Genomic DNA, 15,644 nt, shown 5'->3' with positions numbered 1-15,644 from the left:
GGCAGCTTTTCTCCCCAAATCCAGACAACATCGGAGACCGGCGTTCATGTCGAAAATCACCGCATTCTTCACCGAGCTGATGCGCAAGTATCTGCCCGACCCCTTCGTCTTTGCCATCCTGCTGACCCTGTTGACCATGGTCCTGGCCTTTGCCGTGGAAAGCCGGCCCGTCAACCTCGTGGTCGAGGACTGGGGCAAGGGCTTCTGGAGCCTGCTGGCCTTCACCACGCAGATGGCCGTGATCCTGGTCATGGGCTATGTGCTGGCGGCCGCGCCCCTGGTCAACCGCTTCCTGGACCGCATCGCCAGCCACGTGCACACACCGCGCCAGGCCATCATCGTGGCCACCATCGTGGGCTGCGTGGGCAGCTACCTGAACTGGGGCTTCGGCCTGGTGATCGGCGGCATCATGGCGCGCAAGCTGGCGCTCAAGGTCAAGGGCGTTCACTATCCGCTGATCATCGCCTCGGCCTATACCGGCTTCACCATGTACAGCCTGGGCTTCTCGGCCACGATTCCGGTGCTGATCTCGACCAAGGGCCACACCTTCGAGAGCAGCATGGGCCTGATCCCGCTGACGCAGACCATCTTCTCCGCACCCATGCTGCTGACCAGTCTGGCCGTGCTCATCGCCCTGCCGCTGCTCAACGCCGCCATGCACCCCAAGGCCGGCGAGAAGATCGTGGAGCTGGACCCTGCCGTGGCCGCCGACGAAGGCAAGGGCGGCGCAGGCCACGACCTGCTGGGCGACCAGAAGACCCTGGCCTACCGCCTGAACAACAGCCGCGTGCTCAATCTGCTGATCGGCCTGTGCGGCATGGCGTATGTGGTGCTGCACTTTGTCAAGGGCGGCAACCTCGACCTGAACATGATCAACTTCTTCATCCTGTTCCTGGGCGTGCTGCTGCTCAGGACGCCCATGCTCTACGTGGAAAAGGTCAATGAAGGCGTCAAGACCATCGGCGGCATCATCCTTCAGTTCCCCTTCTACGCAGGCATCATGGCCATCATGCATGGCTCGGGCCTGGTGGAATCCATCGCCCACATCTTCGTGAGCATCGCCAGCGAGCACACGCTGCCGCTGTGGGGGCTGGTCAGCTCCTTTGTGATCAACTTCTTCGCGCCCTCGGGCGGCGGCCACTGGGTGCTGCAGGGCCCGTTCATGATCGACGCGGCCAAGACCCTGGGCGCCTCTCAGGCCCAGACCGCCATGTCGGTGATGCTGGGCAATGGCTGGAACGACCTGGTCCAGCCCTTCTGGATCCTGCCGGCCCTGGCCTTGTCCAAGCTCAAGCTCAAGGACATCATGGGTTATACCGTGGTCTCCATGATGCTGGTCGGCGTGATCTACGCGAGCACCATGCTGATCTGGCCACATCTGTAACCGGGCGCCGGCGCTCTTTTTCCGTTTTTCCGTTCACATCCTCACCTAGGAGAACCCATGCTGTACATGGTCGAAATGATTGTCCAGATCCCTCACTCGCTGGACCCTGCCCTGGTCGCGCAGATCAAGCAAGACGAGAAGGAATACTCGCAAAAGCTGCAGCGCGAAGGCAAGTGGCGCCATATCTGGCGCGTGGTGGGCGAATACGCCAACGTCAGCATCTTCGACGTCCAGAGCAATGACGAACTGCACGGCCTGCTCAGCGGCCTGCCGCTGTTCCCTTATATGCAGATCAAGGTCAAGCCCCTGGCCAACCACCCCTCTTCCATCGTGCAGGAGTAAGCACGACAGCGGCGGGCAAGCGCCCGCCCATCACAAAGCCCATGCAGCTCCTGGCCGCATGGGCTTTGTTTTTGATAGCTATTACCGCCTGCTCACAAAGAGTTTCAATATGTTTTATCTCTGAAATCTTTATCAATCAAGCGACAGAAGCTCCTATAAAAAGAGCTTTCGCGCCTTCGCTGCTGCCTGCCCGGGGCCGCGTCCTTACAGGCCTTCAGGTATAGCGCTTGGCGCGCAGATTGTTCTTCATCTGCTCCAGCGCCGGCTGCAGCGCAGGCCCGATGCGCAGTGCCACGCAGGTCGCTAGCACGTCGATGATGAGCAGGTGCAGCAGCCGCGACACCATGGGGCTGTAGCGGTCGTAGCCTTCGGGATGATCGGCCGCCAGATGCACCTGGCAGGCCGAGGCCAGAGGGGAGCCGCTGGCGGTGATGGCAATCGTGGTGGCCCCGTTCTTGCGGGCGATATCCGCCGCATCCATCAGATCTCGTGTGCGCCCGGAGTTCGAGATGATGACCACGCAATCGCCCGGACCCAGCAAGGTGGCGCTCATGACCTGCATATGGCCATCGCTGGTGGCCAGACTGGTCACACCGAGGCGGAAAAACTTGTGCTGGGCATCCAGCGCCACGATGCCCGAATTGCCGGCGCCGTAAAACTCGATGCGCTTGCCGGTCTGCCAGGTCGCGGCAATCGCCTGCGCAGCCTGCTCTATGGCCGCCGTGCTGGCCGCATTGCGATACTGCAGAAAAGCGGCAACCGCGTTGTCCACCACCTTGACCATGACATCGCTGGTCTTGTCATCGCTATCCACACTGCGATGGATGAACGGTACGCCCTCGCTGACGCTGCCCGCAAGTTTGAGCTTGAAGTCCGCCAGACCGTCGTAGCCCATGCTGCGGCAAAAGCGCACCACCGTGGGTTTGCTGACATGCGCCCGCACTGCCAGCTCTCGCACCGGCAGATGAGCGAAGGCCCGCGGATCGGCCAGTACCAAGCGTGCAACACGCTGCTCTGCAGGCGCCAGGGACGGAAGGGAGGCGGTAATGCGATCGAGCATATTGGCGCGGATGAGGTGGAGGCAATAAATGCGTGCGTAAAAGGGCGAGCATAAGACCGAAGCGCCTCACCGGCTGCAAAACTTGAATATTTCCGCAAATAAATAGGCAAGCGCAGATATTCAGCAGGGTTTGCCTTGATACATCATCAAACAGAGTGTCGGCAGGCTCGTTTTCAATCAGGGATTCACGCTCTACACTTGCTGGTTAGTTTGAAATACAGCAAAGGATGGACATGAATCAGTTGGAGGCGCTCAAGCAATTCACAACCGTGGTCGCGGACACCGGTGATTTTCATCAACTGGCGCAGTTTCAACCGCAAGATGCCACCACCAATCCATCCCTGATTCTCAAAGCGGTTCAAAAGACCGAATATGCGCCCCTGATGCGCGCCACCGTGGCGCAATTCAAAGACAGAGGGCTGGACGAAATCATGGACCGGACGCTGGTGCGCTTCGGCTGCGAGATTCTGAACACCATACCCGGCCGTGTTTCCACCGAAGTCGATGCCCGCCTGTCTTTCGACACCGTGGCTACGGTCACGCGCGCCGAGCGACTGATCGAGCTGTATCAGGCCGCAGGCATCCACACCGAGCGCGTGCTCATCAAGATCGCCGCCACCTGGGAAGGGATTGAAGCGGCCCGCATTCTCGAGCAGCGCGGCATTCACACCAATCTGACGCTGCTGTTCTCCTTCTGCCAAGCCGTTGCCTGCGGCCAGGCCAAGGTCCAGCTGATCTCGCCCTTTGTGGGCCGCATCTACGACTGGTACAAAAAGCAGGCCGGCGCGCAGTGGGATGAGGCCGCCATGGCCGGCGCCAATGATCCGGGCGTGCGCTCGGTTCAGAAAATTTACGACTACTACAAGCACTTCGATGTTTCCACCGAGGTCATGGGTGCAAGCTTTCGTAATACCGGTCAGATTCTGGCTCTGGCGGGCTGCGATCTGCTTACCATTGCACCTGAGCTGCTGGCCCAGCTCCGCGCACAGCAGGACGATGCCATGCCTTTGACTCGCGCCCTGGACCCGGACAAGGCCAGAGCCCAGCCGCAGGAACGCGTTCTGTACGACCAGGCCTCGTTTCGCTTTGCGCTGAACGAAGATGCCATGGCCACGGAAAAGCTGGCCGAGGGCATTCGCGCCTTCACCGCAGACACCCTGAAGCTGGAAGCATTGATGCAGCAAGCGGCTGCAGATTGACTGGAATTTCCTTTGACGCCTCTTTGTCATGAGCTGCCTGCCTGGCAGGCTTTGCAAACCCATTACCGGTCGCAGATCCAGCATCTGGATCTGCGCCAGGCCTTTGCACAAGACCCACAACGTCTTGACGCCCTGAGCATGCAGGCGCCACATGTCTTCGCCGATCTGTCGAAAAACCTCTGGACTAGCGAGACCGAAGCCTTGCTGAGGCAGCTTGCCGTCGAGAGCCGGCTCACAGACAAGCGCGACGCCATGCTGGCCGGCGCCGCCATCAATACCAGCGAGCAGCGCAGCGCGATGCACTGGCTGCTGCGCACTCCTGCAGACGGCGGGCAGCTCGCCCAGAGCCCCGTGCTTGGGTCCTGGCCCCAGGACATGCACTCGGCTCTGCATGACGTGCACGACACGCTGAACCGAATGCTCACCCTGGCCGATCAGATCAAGGGCAACCAGCAGATCACCGATATCGTCAATATCGGCATCGGCGGCTCGCACCTGGGTCCGGAAGTCGTGGTCAATGCCCTTGAGGACTGGATAGACAAGGACAAGAACTTTCACTTTGTCTCCAATGTGGATGGCCACGAACTGGGACATGTGCTGCGCCGGGTCAAACCGGAAAGCACGCTGTTCCTGATTGCCTCCAAATCCTTCACCACGGCCGAGACCATGCTGAATGCACGCTCGGCCAGACAGTGGTTTCTCGATCATGGCGGCAGCGAAGATCCGCAGGCCCCATGCTCGATCGACCGCCACTTTGTGGCCCTGACCACCAATACACAGGCGGCCGCAGAGTTCGGCATACAGCGCACACTGGGTTTCTGGGACTGGGTGGGCGGACGCTTTTCGCTGTGGTCTGCCATCGGGCTGCCCATTGCCATCGCCATAGGCTTGGAACAATTCAGAGCGCTACTGGGCGGTGCGCATGCGATGGACGCCCACTTTTTCACTGAGCCTCTGGAGAACAATCTCCCGGTGCGCCTGGGCCTGCTGGACGTCTGGTATCGCAATTTCTGCCACTTCACCAGCCGCTGCATTGCGCCTTACAGCCATGGCCTGCGCCGCCTGACAGCCTATCTGCAGCAGCTGGAGATGGAGAGCAATGGCAAAAGCATCAGCAAAAATGGCACTCGGCTCTCAGCTCCCACAGCACCGGTGATCTGGGGCGAGCCCGGCACCAATGGGCAGCATGCTTTTTTCCAGATGCTGCATCAGGGACCGGATGTCATACCGGTCGAGTTCATCGCCCTGCGCGACGGCGGCAAATATCTGGGCGAGCACCATCAAAGCCTGGTGGTCAACGCGATTGCCCAGGCCCAGGCGCTGATGGTGGGGCGCTGCGGCGAAGGCCAGGAAAAGCACTGCGACGGCAATCGCCCCAGCAGCTTTCTGATGCTGGAGAGACTGGACCCCGCCTCTCTGGGCGCCTTGATTGCACTGTATGAACATCGCATTTTTGTCTCGGGCGCCATCTGGGACATCAACAGCTTCGACCAGTGGGGCGTGGAGCTGGGCAAGAATCTGGCCAAGCAGCTGCATGCCCGCCAGAGCCACAATGACTGGGCTGGAGTGGACGTATCGACCCAGGAACTGATGAAGCGCCTGACGCAAAGTCGCTGAGCCTCAAAAGCAGAGGCCCGACAGGGCCATGCTTTGAGGCTGCTCAGACTGCGCTGGTTTGCGGCAAATGGGGATAGCGCACGCCGGCCAGACCTTCCAGCCCGAATTCCGCGAGCAACTGGCGCAGACGTTGCGCCGCACTGCGCTTTTTCTGCCCCGTGTAACGAGCCACAATCAGCTCGTTCTTCATGCTGTGCTCCCAGCCCACCAGCTCGGTGACCGTGACCTGGTAGCCGCAAGCCTCCAGATACAGACAGCGCAGCACATTGGTAATCTGGCTGCCCATCTCGCGCGTGTGAATCGGGTGGCGCCACAGCTCGGCCAGCGGAGTGCGCGCCAGGCTCACGGCCTTGGTCTGGCGCAGACATGCGGCCACTTCTGCCTGGCAGCAAGGCACTAGCACCATGGCCCTGGCCTGCTTTTCCAGTCCGAAGGCGATCGCATCATCGGTCGCCGTATCGCAGGCATGCAAGGCCGTGACCACATCGAACTGTGCGGGCATGAAGTCTGCTCGTGTGGACTCTGCCACCGACATATTGAGAAACTCCATGCGCTCAAAGCCCAGCTCCGTCGCCAGCTTCTGAGAGGCCTCGACCAAGGGCGCACGCGTCTCGATACCGTAAATCCGTCCCTGATCCAGGGCCTTGAAATACAGGTCGTAAAGAATAAAGCCCAGATAGGACTTGCCTGCGCCATGGTCGGCCAGCGTCACAGCCTGTCCATTTCCGGACAGTTCCGTCAGCAGAGGCTCGATGAACTGATAGAGGTGATAGACCTGCTTGAGCTTGCGGCGCGAATCCTGGTTGAGCTTGCCCTCGCGCGTGAGGATATGCAGGGCCTTGAGCAGCTCTATGCTCTGGCCGGGCTTGAGCCCCAGTTGCTCGGCAATATCTTGTGCCCCTGCTTGGGCGGGCCTTTGCAGGCTCTGCCTTTTTTCGGTCTTGACCATCACTTCTCAGCCTTTGTCTCACCATGGCCGGTCACCGGGCAGCGAGCCCCGACATCCAGATCCAGCCAGCCTTCGATGCCGATCTTTTCCAGCGTTTCCATATTGCGCTCGTAAATCGTTTCGGCTTCCGGAAACACTTCCACCGCCTTGTCGATGCTGTCTTCACGCAGCAAATGCAGGATGGGGTAGGGAGAGCGGTTGGTGCAGTTGGTGACGTCATCCACATCCGTGCCCTCAAACTGGAACTGCGGATGAAACGAGGCAACCTGCAGGATGCCGCCCAGATCCAACTCCTCGACCATGGCATCGGCCACTTCGAGAAAGTCATTGAAGTCCAGGAAATCCTGCAAGGCATGGGGCAGGATCAGCAGCGTGGTATCGCGTTTTTCCGCATTGGCTTCAGCCAGTGCCTCGAGCTCGCGATGCAGGGCATCAGCCACGCCCTGCGCATCGCTTGCATCGCTGACGACATAGTGGATCTGGGCTTTGACATGCACGCCTTTGGCGAAGGGGCAAAGATTGAGGCCGATGACCGCCTTTTCCAGCCAGCGCACGGTATCCGCAATCACAAGCTCTGGCGGGAAGGCCTGATCGGCGACGGTTGAAGTTTCGGTCATGACAAGGCCCTTCCAAATGCAAACGGGGGCTGTCGCCCCCAAAGAATGCGCACTGGGCGGGAAATATTCCGGCTCTAGATACACAGAGCCGATATTTTAGCGATCCGGCCTGGGCCATGCTCGCCAACGACCGCAAGACCGTTGACGAGCATCCTTCAGGCCTCTGCCAGCAGTCTCATCCCGGTGATGCGCTCATGCTGGTGCGCCGCATAGCGATCCGTCATGCCCGCAACAAAGTCGGCCACCACGCGCGCACGCTCATGCAGGGTATCGGCAAGGTGGGCGCGCTGGACAAAGCGCGGTTTCATGCGCTCGGGCTCCAGCATATAAGCGGCAAACAGCTCTTTCACAACTTGCTGGGCACTGTTCATGGTCTGCATGACTTGAGGGTGCCGATAGAGCTGATGGAACAGAAACTGCTTGAGCACCAGGGACTGTGTCTTCATCTCCGGACTGAAGCCTATCAGCGTCTGCCCATGCTGGCGCACCTGCTGCACCGAGCGCACACCCGCATCCTCGAGGCTGGCCGATGAGTGATGGATAACGTCATAGACCTGATCGCTGAGCATGCGGCGAATGCTTTCATAGAGCAGCTTGCGCTGGGCATCCGGCACTGCCAGATCGGGCCACTGCGCCAAAGTGGCCGCATGGTAGCGAGCAAACAAAGGCACGGCATCGCGCAACTGGGCCATGGTGATCAAGCCTGACCGAACGCCATCGTCGACATCATGGGCGTTATAGGCAATCGCGTCGGCCAGATTGCATAGCTGGGCCTCCAGAGAAGGCTGGGTTCCGTCCAGAAAGCGCTGAGCTACCCCGCCAGACTCGCGCGCATTCAATATCTGCGCATTGCCGCGCGAACAGTGCTTGAGAATGCCTTCTCGCGTCTCAAAAGTCAGGTTCAGGCCGTCAAAGGCCGGATAGCGCTCCTCCAGCCTGTCGACCACCCGCAGACTTTGCAGATTGTGTTCAAAGCCGCCATGAGGCTTCATGCACTCGTTGAGCGCATCCTGCCCCGCATGTCCAAACGGCGTATGCCCCAGGTCATGCGCCAGACAGATGGCTTCAACCAGGTCTTCGTCCAGGTGCAAAGAACGTGCGATGGAGCGCCCCAGTTGAGCCACCTCCAGAGAATGCGTGAGCCGGGTGCGAAACAGATCACCCTCATGGTTGACAAAGACCTGAGTCTTGTAGACCAGTCGCCTGAAGGCCGAGGAGTGAACAATGCGGTCCCGGTCGCGCTGAAAATCGCTGCGCGTGGGGGCATGGGGTTCGGCAAAGCGACGTCCACGGCTTTGCTGGGGATGGCAGGCATAGGGAGCCAGAGCAGTCATGCAAATCGCCTCAACAACTCGATGCAACGACTCTAACAGCTAGGGCCAAGCCCTCTCCCCTAACCCGTCAAGCGCAGCAGCTGTCTATCACTTCGCGCACCAGCGCATCTGGAGCAGAGCGCATCACAGCCTTGCCGGGGCCATCGATCAGCACAAAGCGGATTTCACCGGCTTCGGATTTCTTGTCGACCCGCATCAGTTCCAGATATCGGCCGGCGTTGTCGCGGGCATCGATGACCGCTCCGCGCACCGGCAAACCCGCACGCCCGATCAAGGTGCGCAGGCGAGTCACAAAGCCCGCATCCACCATACCGAGACGCTGGGAGAGCTCTGCCGCCATCACCATGCCGGCTGCCACGCCCTCTCCGTGCAGCCAGTTGCCATAGCCCATGCCGGCCTCGATCGCATGACCGAAGGTGTGGCCAAAATTGAGAATCGCGCGCAGACCGGACTCCTTCTCGTCCTGGCCCACCACCCAGGCCTTGATCTCCACGCTGCGCTTGACGGCATGGGCAAGCAGGCCGCGGTCACGGCGCAGCAGGCCGTCCATGTTCTGCTCGAGCCAGTCAAAGAACTGCATATCGGCAATCGGGCCATATTTGATGATCTCACCCAGACCTGCACTCAGTTCGCGCTCAGCCAGGGTATCCAGCGTGGCCAGATCGCAAAGCACCAGCTGCGGCTGGTAAAAGGCCCCAATCATGTTCTTGCCCAGCGGGTGGTTGATGGCGGTCTTGCCCCCCACCGAGGAGTCGACCTGGGACAGCAGCGTGGTCGGCACCTGCACAAAAGGCACGCCGCGCATGTAGCTGGCGGCAGCAAAACCCGTCATATCCCCCACCACCCCGCCACCCAGTGCAAACAGCACCGTCTTGCGGTCGCAGCCGTGTTGCAGCAGGGCGTCGAAAATCAGGTTCAGCGTCTGCCAGTCCTTGTGCGCTTCGCCATCGGGCAGCACCACCTCATGAACCTGGGCGTATTGGCTGCTCAAAGCCTGCTTGAGTGCCAACAGATACAGCGGAGCCACCACATCATTCGTCACGATCAACGCCGACGCCGCCTTGGGCAAGGACTGCCACGTGGAGCTCAGGGCAAGCTGGCCCTCTGCAATCACGATGGGATAGCTGCGCTCTCCCAGATCAATACGCACTATTTCCACGTTCAACCTCTCTCAAAATGCATGGCAGGCACGGCATACAGCGTATTGGCCAACCGGCGTTTCAGCCTCATCACGAATGCTGACCAAGTTCGATCTGCATGGCCACTCGCTGGGCCACCTGCGCAGCGGACAGGCCGCTTCCCGCCACCACAAAGTCCGCCACCTCCTTGTAGAACGGGTCCCTTACGGCATGCAGATCCAGCAAGCGCTGCAAGGGATTGTCCACCTGCAACAGGGGACGCTGCGTGTCTCGCTGCAGACGCTTGGCAATTTCGTGCGGCGACGCGCTCAGATAGACCACCTGGGCATGCTCTGCCAGCTCCTGCCGGTTCTCAGCCTTCAGCACGGCACCTCCACCTGTGGCAACCACTGTTTTCTCGGGGCGCGCAAGCAGCACTGCCAGCACCTCCTGCTCAACATCCCGGAACCTGGGCTCGCCTTCCTTGGCAAAGAATTCGCGAATCGTGCAGCCGATATGCTCCTCAATGGCCGTATCCACGTCCACAAAAGGCATGGACCAGCGCTTGGCCAGATAGCGTCCGATGGTGGATTTGCCGCAGCCCGGCAATCCCACAAGAGCAATATGAAATTTATTTGTAACAGTCATCGCGTTACCGTCATCCGCCAATCCGGCCAGTCCGTGATTCTCGCAGCCCGCAGATATTACAAACAAAAAGGCCCGCATTCATTCATGCGGGCCCTATGTCAAAACTGATAACGGCTATTTGCTGCTGCTGCGCGCCTGGTTGAGCATCTTGGGAGTGATGAAAACCAGCATTTCGCGCTTGCTCGAAGCCTTGGTGTTGCTGCGGAACAAATGCCCCAAGACCGGCAGATCGCCGAACAACGGCACCTTGTTGAGCTGGTTAGTCTCCTCCATTTCAAAGATGCCGCCGATCACCACGGTGCCCCCATTTTCGACCAGCACCTGGGTCTTGATGTGCTTGGTATCGATGGCCACGCCCTGAGTCGTGGTCTCGCCACGGCTGTCCTTGTTCACATCCAGATCCAGAATGATGTCGCCTTCAGGAGTGATCTGTGGAGTCACTTCCAGCTTCAGCACCGCCTTCTTGAACGAAATCGTCGTGGCTCCATTCGGTGCAGTGACGGAATATGGATATTCCGTGCCTTGCTCGATCAAGGCCTTGTTCTGGTCCGCCGTCACCAGACGAGGGTTGGAAATGATCTTGCCGTCGCCTTCAGCTTCGAGAGCGGACAGCTCCAGCGACAGAAAACGCGTCATCGAGCTATTGAAGACGGAAAATGCGACCTGCCCTACAGTGTTGATCCCTGAGATACTGGCCGGTAAATTGACAAAATTGCCACTCGGAAACTTGGAGCTCGTTCCCGAACTGCTATCCGGCAGAAACTGGGACGATGTCATGGAAGCATTGCTACCAACGGCCCCTCCACCAAACTTCACGCCCAGCGAACGCCCAAAGGTGTCGCGCGCCTCGACAATGCGAGCCTCGATCATGACCTGACGCACGGGCACATCCAAGGTCGCCAGCAAAGCCTTCATCTCCTCGAGCTTGGTCGGCGTGTCGGTCACAAACAGCTGATTGGTACGGGGCTCGGAAATAGCGGAACCGCGCGATGACAGAAAGCGCGTGCTGGATCCGGTACCACCCGTACCACCACCACCTGTCGAAGTCGTGATCTGCTGCAGGATATCTGCGGCTTTTGCATAGTTGAGCTGGAAGCCTTGCGTGCGCAGAGGCTCCAGCTTCTGAATCTCCATGGCAGCCTCATAGTCACGCTTGGTACGTGCGTCGATCTCGTCCTTGGGAGCGATCCAGAGCACCGAGCCGGACTTGCGCATGCCCAGCCCCTTGGCATCCATGATGATCTGCAGCGCCTGGTCCCAAGGGACATCCTTCAGGCGTAGCGTCAAAGCACCGGTGACCGTATCCGAGGTGACAATATTGAAGTTGGTGAAATCCGCGATGACCTGCAGCAGGGAACGCACTTCAATATTCTGAAAATTGAGTGACAGTTTTTCACCGCTGTAGCCCGGGCCCTGGGTCAGCTTGCTGGTGTCGACCTTTTTCTGGCGCACTTCCACCACGAACTGATTGTCGCTCTGGTAGGCACTATGTTCCCAGTCGCCGACGGGGTCGATACGCATGCGCACCCGATCGCCTTGCTGGGTGGTCGAGATCGTCTGCACCGGCGTGCCGAAATCTCCCACATCCAGCTTTTTGCGCAGATTCTCAGGCAGGGCTGTACGCAGGAAGTCCACCGTCAGGCCCTTGCCCTCCTGGCGCAGATCCACCCCAACCTGGCTGCTGCCAAGGCTGACCACAATCCGGCCGGAGCCATCACTGCCGCGGCGAAAGTCGATGCCACGAATCGGTGCGGCATCGGAGGAAGCTGTCTTGCTCTCGAATACCGGAGCCATGGCAGGCGCTGCAGCCGTGGCAGTTGCCGCAGCACCGGCGGGATCAAGCAGGATCAGCAGAGAGTTTCCCTGGCGCTGCAGGCGGTAGGTGGTGGCCGTCTTCAGGTTCAGTACCAGACGCGAGCGGCCCGATGCCTCCACCAGATTCGCCGAGCGCAGATTGCCCTGGTTGAACTCCAGCAGGGACTTGCCCGAGCCGTTGCTCACGCCCGGAAAGTCCAGCGCAATACGCGCCGGAGATTGCACGACAAATCCGGTCGGATCAGCGGCCAGCGGCTCGGACATCTCGACACGGATGACTTCGGAGCCTGACTGCAAAGCACCGGTCACCGTCTCGATGCGCGCCTGTGCCCAAGCTGCCGAAGAAAGCAAAAGGCTGCTCAGGGTCAGACCCCAACGGGCCTTCGCCATAGTGCTGCGGTTAATACCCATCATTTGCCAACCTCCTGCAACTCCAAAGTGCTTGTTCTTTCAATCCAGTCACCACCGCCATCCTGGACAATCTCTCTGAGCTGGATGGAGTTTTCCGTTATCCGGGTGATCTTTCCGTAGTTCTGCCCCAGATAGTTACCGACACGTACCTGATAGAGCAGGCCACCAACTCTGACCAGGGCCGTGGGCACATTCTTCTTGTCCAAGCTGCCCACCATGGTCATGGTGTCCAGCGGCTCAGCCTCCAGCGGTTCCTTGCGACGGCTCAATTCCGGTGTCAGCAAGGCCGTGCTGATATTGGATTGCGCCGATTCCTTGCGCAAAACCTGAATCAACTTGAGAGGGTTGAAGGGGTCCATACCGTCAGCCCCTGTATATGCCTGTGGCTTGAATGGCTTGGGCTCCTCCAGCGGCGTCACGCGAGGCTTGGCATTGGCGCGCTCCTGCGCCATCCATTCACGCAGTTGATCCTCTTCGGAAGAAGTACAACCTGCCAGCAAGGCACTGCCCATCAGGAGCAAGCAGATAGGGCTCAAGAATGCCTTGCTCATTTCTTCCCCTTGGCTGCGTCACGCTGCGCCTTGACTTCGTCCGCATCCAGGTACCGGAAGGTACGCGCCGTGGCATCCATGGACAGCACATCCGTATCCTTGCCGCCGGCGCCAGGAGCGATCGACAGATTGTTCAAAGTCACAATACGGGACAGAAAAGCGATATCCGAGGCAAAAGCACCGATGTCGTGGTAACGACCCGTGACTTTCAGGGCAATCGGCAGCTCGGCGTAGTACTCCTTGGTCACCATGGCACCGGGACGGAATACTTCAAACTGCAGGCTGCGTCCCAGGCCAGCCTGGTTGATATCGGAAAGCAAGGCTGCCATTTCCGCCTTGCTGGGCAATTGCTTCTCCAGCTGCGTCACATACTGCTGCACCTGCTCGCGCTGCTTCTTCAGGCCATCGAGACTCACCGCCTTGACCATCTTCTTGGAATAGTCCTCACGCAAGGTCACCTCGGTAGCACGCTCTGTATCAAGCTCAGCTTCATAGTCTTTCAGGACGACAAACCACAGCAAGGCTGCCATAGCGACTGCAACGGCGACAAAAAGCAATGCCTTGGGCAGCGCCGGCCAGACCGAAGGGTCGTTGGGATCCAGATTCCGGAATTGGCGCTGAATTTTTTCCTGCAGCGCCGCGAAATCGATATCCAGAGATTTCTTGGTCTTTGCCATCACTGCGCCTTCACGGAGGGGCTTGCAGCAAGCAGATTTTTCTCTGCATCGCTGGCCCGGGTCAGATTGAAGCGCAAGGTGAACGCAGCCGCACGGCGCTTGTCCTTGGCGGTCACATCAACGGTCTTGGCCACGATCTCCATCAGTTCTGGCTTGGAGAACCAGGGCGAGCCATCGGTCAGATTGCGCAGCATCTCGGAGATACGCTCGTTCGACTGTGCGGTGCCCTGCATGGTCACCGACAGGCCATCCTGCTTGATACTGCTGATGTAGACACCCTCAGGCAGCTGCTTGACCAGCTCGTTGAGCATGTAGACAGGCAGATTGCGGTCGGACTGCAAATCCTCCACGGCCTTCTGACGTGCACGCAAAGCCGTGATTTCTGCCTCCAGCCCTTCGATCTCCTTGATCTGTGTCTCCAGAACCTTGATTTCGGAACGCAGCAAATTGTTCTTGTTCTGCTGGCCTTCGATCATCATCTGGAAGTACCAGTAGATCAGCGCGGTGATCAGCAGTCCAGCCAGCGCGGCCAGCACCATATTGACCTGGAACGCCTCTTTGCGGCGCTTCTTGGCTGCCTCGCGGTGCGGTAAAAGGTTAATCAAAATCACTCTTGAAACCTCCGCATGGCCAGACCGCAAGAGGTCAGATAGGACGGCGCTTCACGCGCCATCTTTTTCAGACGCACACCGCTGCCAATTTCCATGCCATCGAAGGGATTGGCAAGACTGCATGCACAACCCGTCTGCTGGCTGACGGCTTCCACCAGCCCCGGCAAGGACGAGGACCCGCCTGCCAGCAAAATATGGTCGACGCGGTTGTAGGGAGTGCTAGTGAAGAAGAACTGCAGCGCACGCGCCACTTCCTGGGTCAGGCTTTGCACAAAGGGCTTGAGCACACCTGCCGCATAGTCGTCAGGCAATTCACCGCTGCGCTTCTTGGCTTCTGCTTCTTCCGGAGAGAAGCCGTACTGGCGTGCAATCAGCTGCGTCAGCTGCGCGCCGCCAAAAGCCTGGTCACGCTCATACAGCACTTCATCATTGCGAAGCACCTGCATGCTGGTGGTCATGGCCCCCACCTCGAATAGTGCGACAACGGCGTCACGCCCCGCATTGGGCAGACGCGACACCAGACGCGTTGCCGCCATGCGCGCGGCATAGGGCTCGATATCGATGACGATGGGCTTGAGACCGGCCGCCTCGGCCAGGCCCTGGCGGTCCTGCACTTTTTCCTTGCGCGATGCCGCGATCAGCACATCCACATCGCCGGGCGATACCAGCGAAGGACCAACGACGCAGAAATCCAGGCTCACCTCGTCGAGCGAGAACGGAATGTACTGGTTGGCTTCGGACTCGACCTGAACTTCCATCTCCAGCTCGGTCAAACCGGACGGCAAGGTGATCTTCTTGGTGATCACGGCTGCGGCTGGCAGCGCCATGGCAACCTGCTTGGTACGCGTTCCGCTTTTCTTGACCAGGCGGCGTACCGCCTCTGCCACTTCATCGAATTTTTCAATATTGCCGTCGGTGATCCAGCCTTTTTCAAGAGGCTCGATCGCACAACGCTCCAATTGCCACTCGCCGGATTTGCTTTTGGCCAGTTCGACCAGCTTCACGCTGGAGGAGCTGACATCAATGCCAAGCAAAGGTGCAGGCTGACGGCTGAATAAAGAACTCAGAGCAATCAACATGCCCCCCCAGGTTTGTAAGAATGGAAACAAAAGCCAGCAATACCCTGGAATCCTAGCAGCAAGCTATAGCAGCACATGCTTTGCTGCAGCGCTTTGCACCATATTTCGTGGCCAAAAAAAGACAAACTTGTGTAACGTCAAACAGCAGGAAAGCCACCCCTTGCCCAGAGTGGTGCTTACCCTGTGATTTAGGATTCGACCAAAGTGCGGCCCCCAACCAGCCGCCGAGATG

15 protein-coding genes are annotated in these 15,644 nt (G+C 59.3%); 4 read left to right on the top strand and 11 right to left on the bottom strand.

The features are described from left to right. Positions 1-46 precede the first annotated feature (46 nt). Both ACLBXN_RS01130 and catC read left to right on the top strand, forming a co-directional pair. The gene (locus ACLBXN_RS01130; RefSeq protein WP_167006440.1) at positions 47-1,384 is read left to right on the top strand and encodes a short-chain fatty acid transporter; all 1,338 of its coding nucleotides are present in this window, start codon (positions 47-49) and stop codon (positions 1,382-1,384) included. 57 nt (positions 1,385-1,441) lie between these two features. Then, positions 1,442-1,726: a muconolactone Delta-isomerase gene (gene catC / locus ACLBXN_RS01125; RefSeq protein ID WP_003058701.1), complete on the top strand. Its 285-nt coding sequence runs from the start codon at positions 1,442-1,444 to the stop codon at positions 1,724-1,726. Between the two features lie 214 nt (positions 1,727-1,940). Here catC and ACLBXN_RS01120 read toward each other — a convergent pair whose 3' ends face one another. Beyond that, the gene (locus ACLBXN_RS01120; RefSeq protein ID WP_003058703.1) at positions 1,941-2,786 is read right to left on the bottom strand and encodes an SIS domain-containing protein; all 846 of its coding nucleotides are present in this window, start codon (positions 2,784-2,786) and stop codon (positions 1,941-1,943) included. Between the two features lie 233 nt (positions 2,787-3,019). Between ACLBXN_RS01120 and tal the strand changes: the two genes are divergently transcribed. Both tal and pgi read left to right on the top strand, forming a co-directional pair. Next, positions 3,020-3,985 carry a transaldolase gene (gene tal, locus ACLBXN_RS01115; RefSeq protein ID WP_034409255.1) on the top strand — a complete coding sequence of 322 codons (966 nt, stop codon included), beginning with the start codon at positions 3,020-3,022 and terminating at the stop codon, positions 3,983-3,985. A gap of 12 nt (positions 3,986-3,997) precedes the next feature. Next, entirely contained in the window at positions 3,998-5,602 is a 1,605-nt protein-coding gene (gene pgi / locus ACLBXN_RS01110) for a glucose-6-phosphate isomerase (protein ID WP_447610865.1), read from the top strand. A 43-nt stretch (positions 5,603-5,645) separates the two neighbouring features. On the opposite strand, the gene ACLBXN_RS01105 is transcribed toward pgi, so the two are convergent. From ACLBXN_RS01105 to ACLBXN_RS01060, 10 genes are all read right to left on the bottom strand, one after another. Beyond that, on the bottom strand, positions 5,646-6,551 hold the full coding sequence (locus ACLBXN_RS01105) for a class I SAM-dependent methyltransferase (protein WP_447610864.1): 906 nt from the start codon (positions 6,549-6,551) through the stop codon (positions 5,646-5,648). Next, positions 6,551-7,168 (bottom strand): DUF1415 domain-containing protein, encoded by a 618-nt coding sequence (locus ACLBXN_RS01100; protein ID WP_447610863.1) that lies wholly within the window; start codon positions 7,166-7,168, stop codon positions 6,551-6,553. Before ACLBXN_RS01100 ends, ACLBXN_RS01105 begins: the two co-directional genes overlap by 1 nt. Before the next feature lie 155 nt (positions 7,169-7,323). Beyond that, positions 7,324-8,502, bottom strand: coding sequence for a deoxyguanosinetriphosphate triphosphohydrolase (locus ACLBXN_RS01095; RefSeq protein ID WP_447610862.1), 1,179 nt, complete (start codon positions 8,500-8,502; stop codon positions 7,324-7,326). Between the two features lie 67 nt (positions 8,503-8,569). Beyond that, on the bottom strand, positions 8,570-9,667 hold the full coding sequence (gene aroB / locus ACLBXN_RS01090) for a 3-dehydroquinate synthase (protein ID WP_447610861.1): 1,098 nt from the start codon (positions 9,665-9,667) through the stop codon (positions 8,570-8,572). A 64-nt stretch (positions 9,668-9,731) separates the two neighbouring features. Next, positions 9,732-10,268 (bottom strand): shikimate kinase, encoded by a 537-nt coding sequence (locus ACLBXN_RS01085; RefSeq protein WP_447610860.1) that lies wholly within the window; start codon positions 10,266-10,268, stop codon positions 9,732-9,734. A gap of 114 nt (positions 10,269-10,382) precedes the next feature. Then, on the bottom strand, positions 10,383-12,497 hold the full coding sequence (pilQ, locus tag ACLBXN_RS01080) for a type IV pilus secretin PilQ (protein ID WP_447610859.1): 2,115 nt from the start codon (positions 12,495-12,497) through the stop codon (positions 10,383-10,385). Further along, the gene (locus tag ACLBXN_RS01075) at positions 12,494-13,045 is read right to left on the bottom strand and encodes a pilus assembly protein PilP (RefSeq protein WP_211457775.1); all 552 of its coding nucleotides are present in this window, start codon (positions 13,043-13,045) and stop codon (positions 12,494-12,496) included. Before ACLBXN_RS01075 ends, pilQ begins: the two co-directional genes overlap by 4 nt. Beyond that, positions 13,042-13,722, bottom strand: coding sequence for a type 4a pilus biogenesis protein PilO (locus tag ACLBXN_RS01070; protein ID WP_447610858.1), 681 nt, complete (start codon positions 13,720-13,722; stop codon positions 13,042-13,044). The genes ACLBXN_RS01075 and ACLBXN_RS01070 overlap by 4 nt, the downstream gene beginning before the upstream one ends. After that, positions 13,722-14,333, bottom strand: a complete 612-nt coding sequence (locus ACLBXN_RS01065) for a PilN domain-containing protein (protein WP_447610857.1) — start codon at positions 14,331-14,333, stop codon at positions 13,722-13,724. Before ACLBXN_RS01065 ends, ACLBXN_RS01070 begins: the two co-directional genes overlap by 1 nt. Further along, complete coding sequence (locus ACLBXN_RS01060) at positions 14,330-15,412, bottom strand: pilus assembly protein PilM (protein WP_370527729.1); 1,083 nt, start codon at positions 15,410-15,412, stop codon at positions 14,330-14,332. The genes ACLBXN_RS01065 and ACLBXN_RS01060 overlap by 4 nt, the downstream gene beginning before the upstream one ends. Positions 15,413-15,644: the final 232 nt, after the last annotated feature.

The organism is Comamonas sp. C24C, from assembly GCF_053345995.1.
Note: the sequence above shows the minus strand (reverse complement) of the source record. Positions and strands in the feature narration are given on the sequence as shown.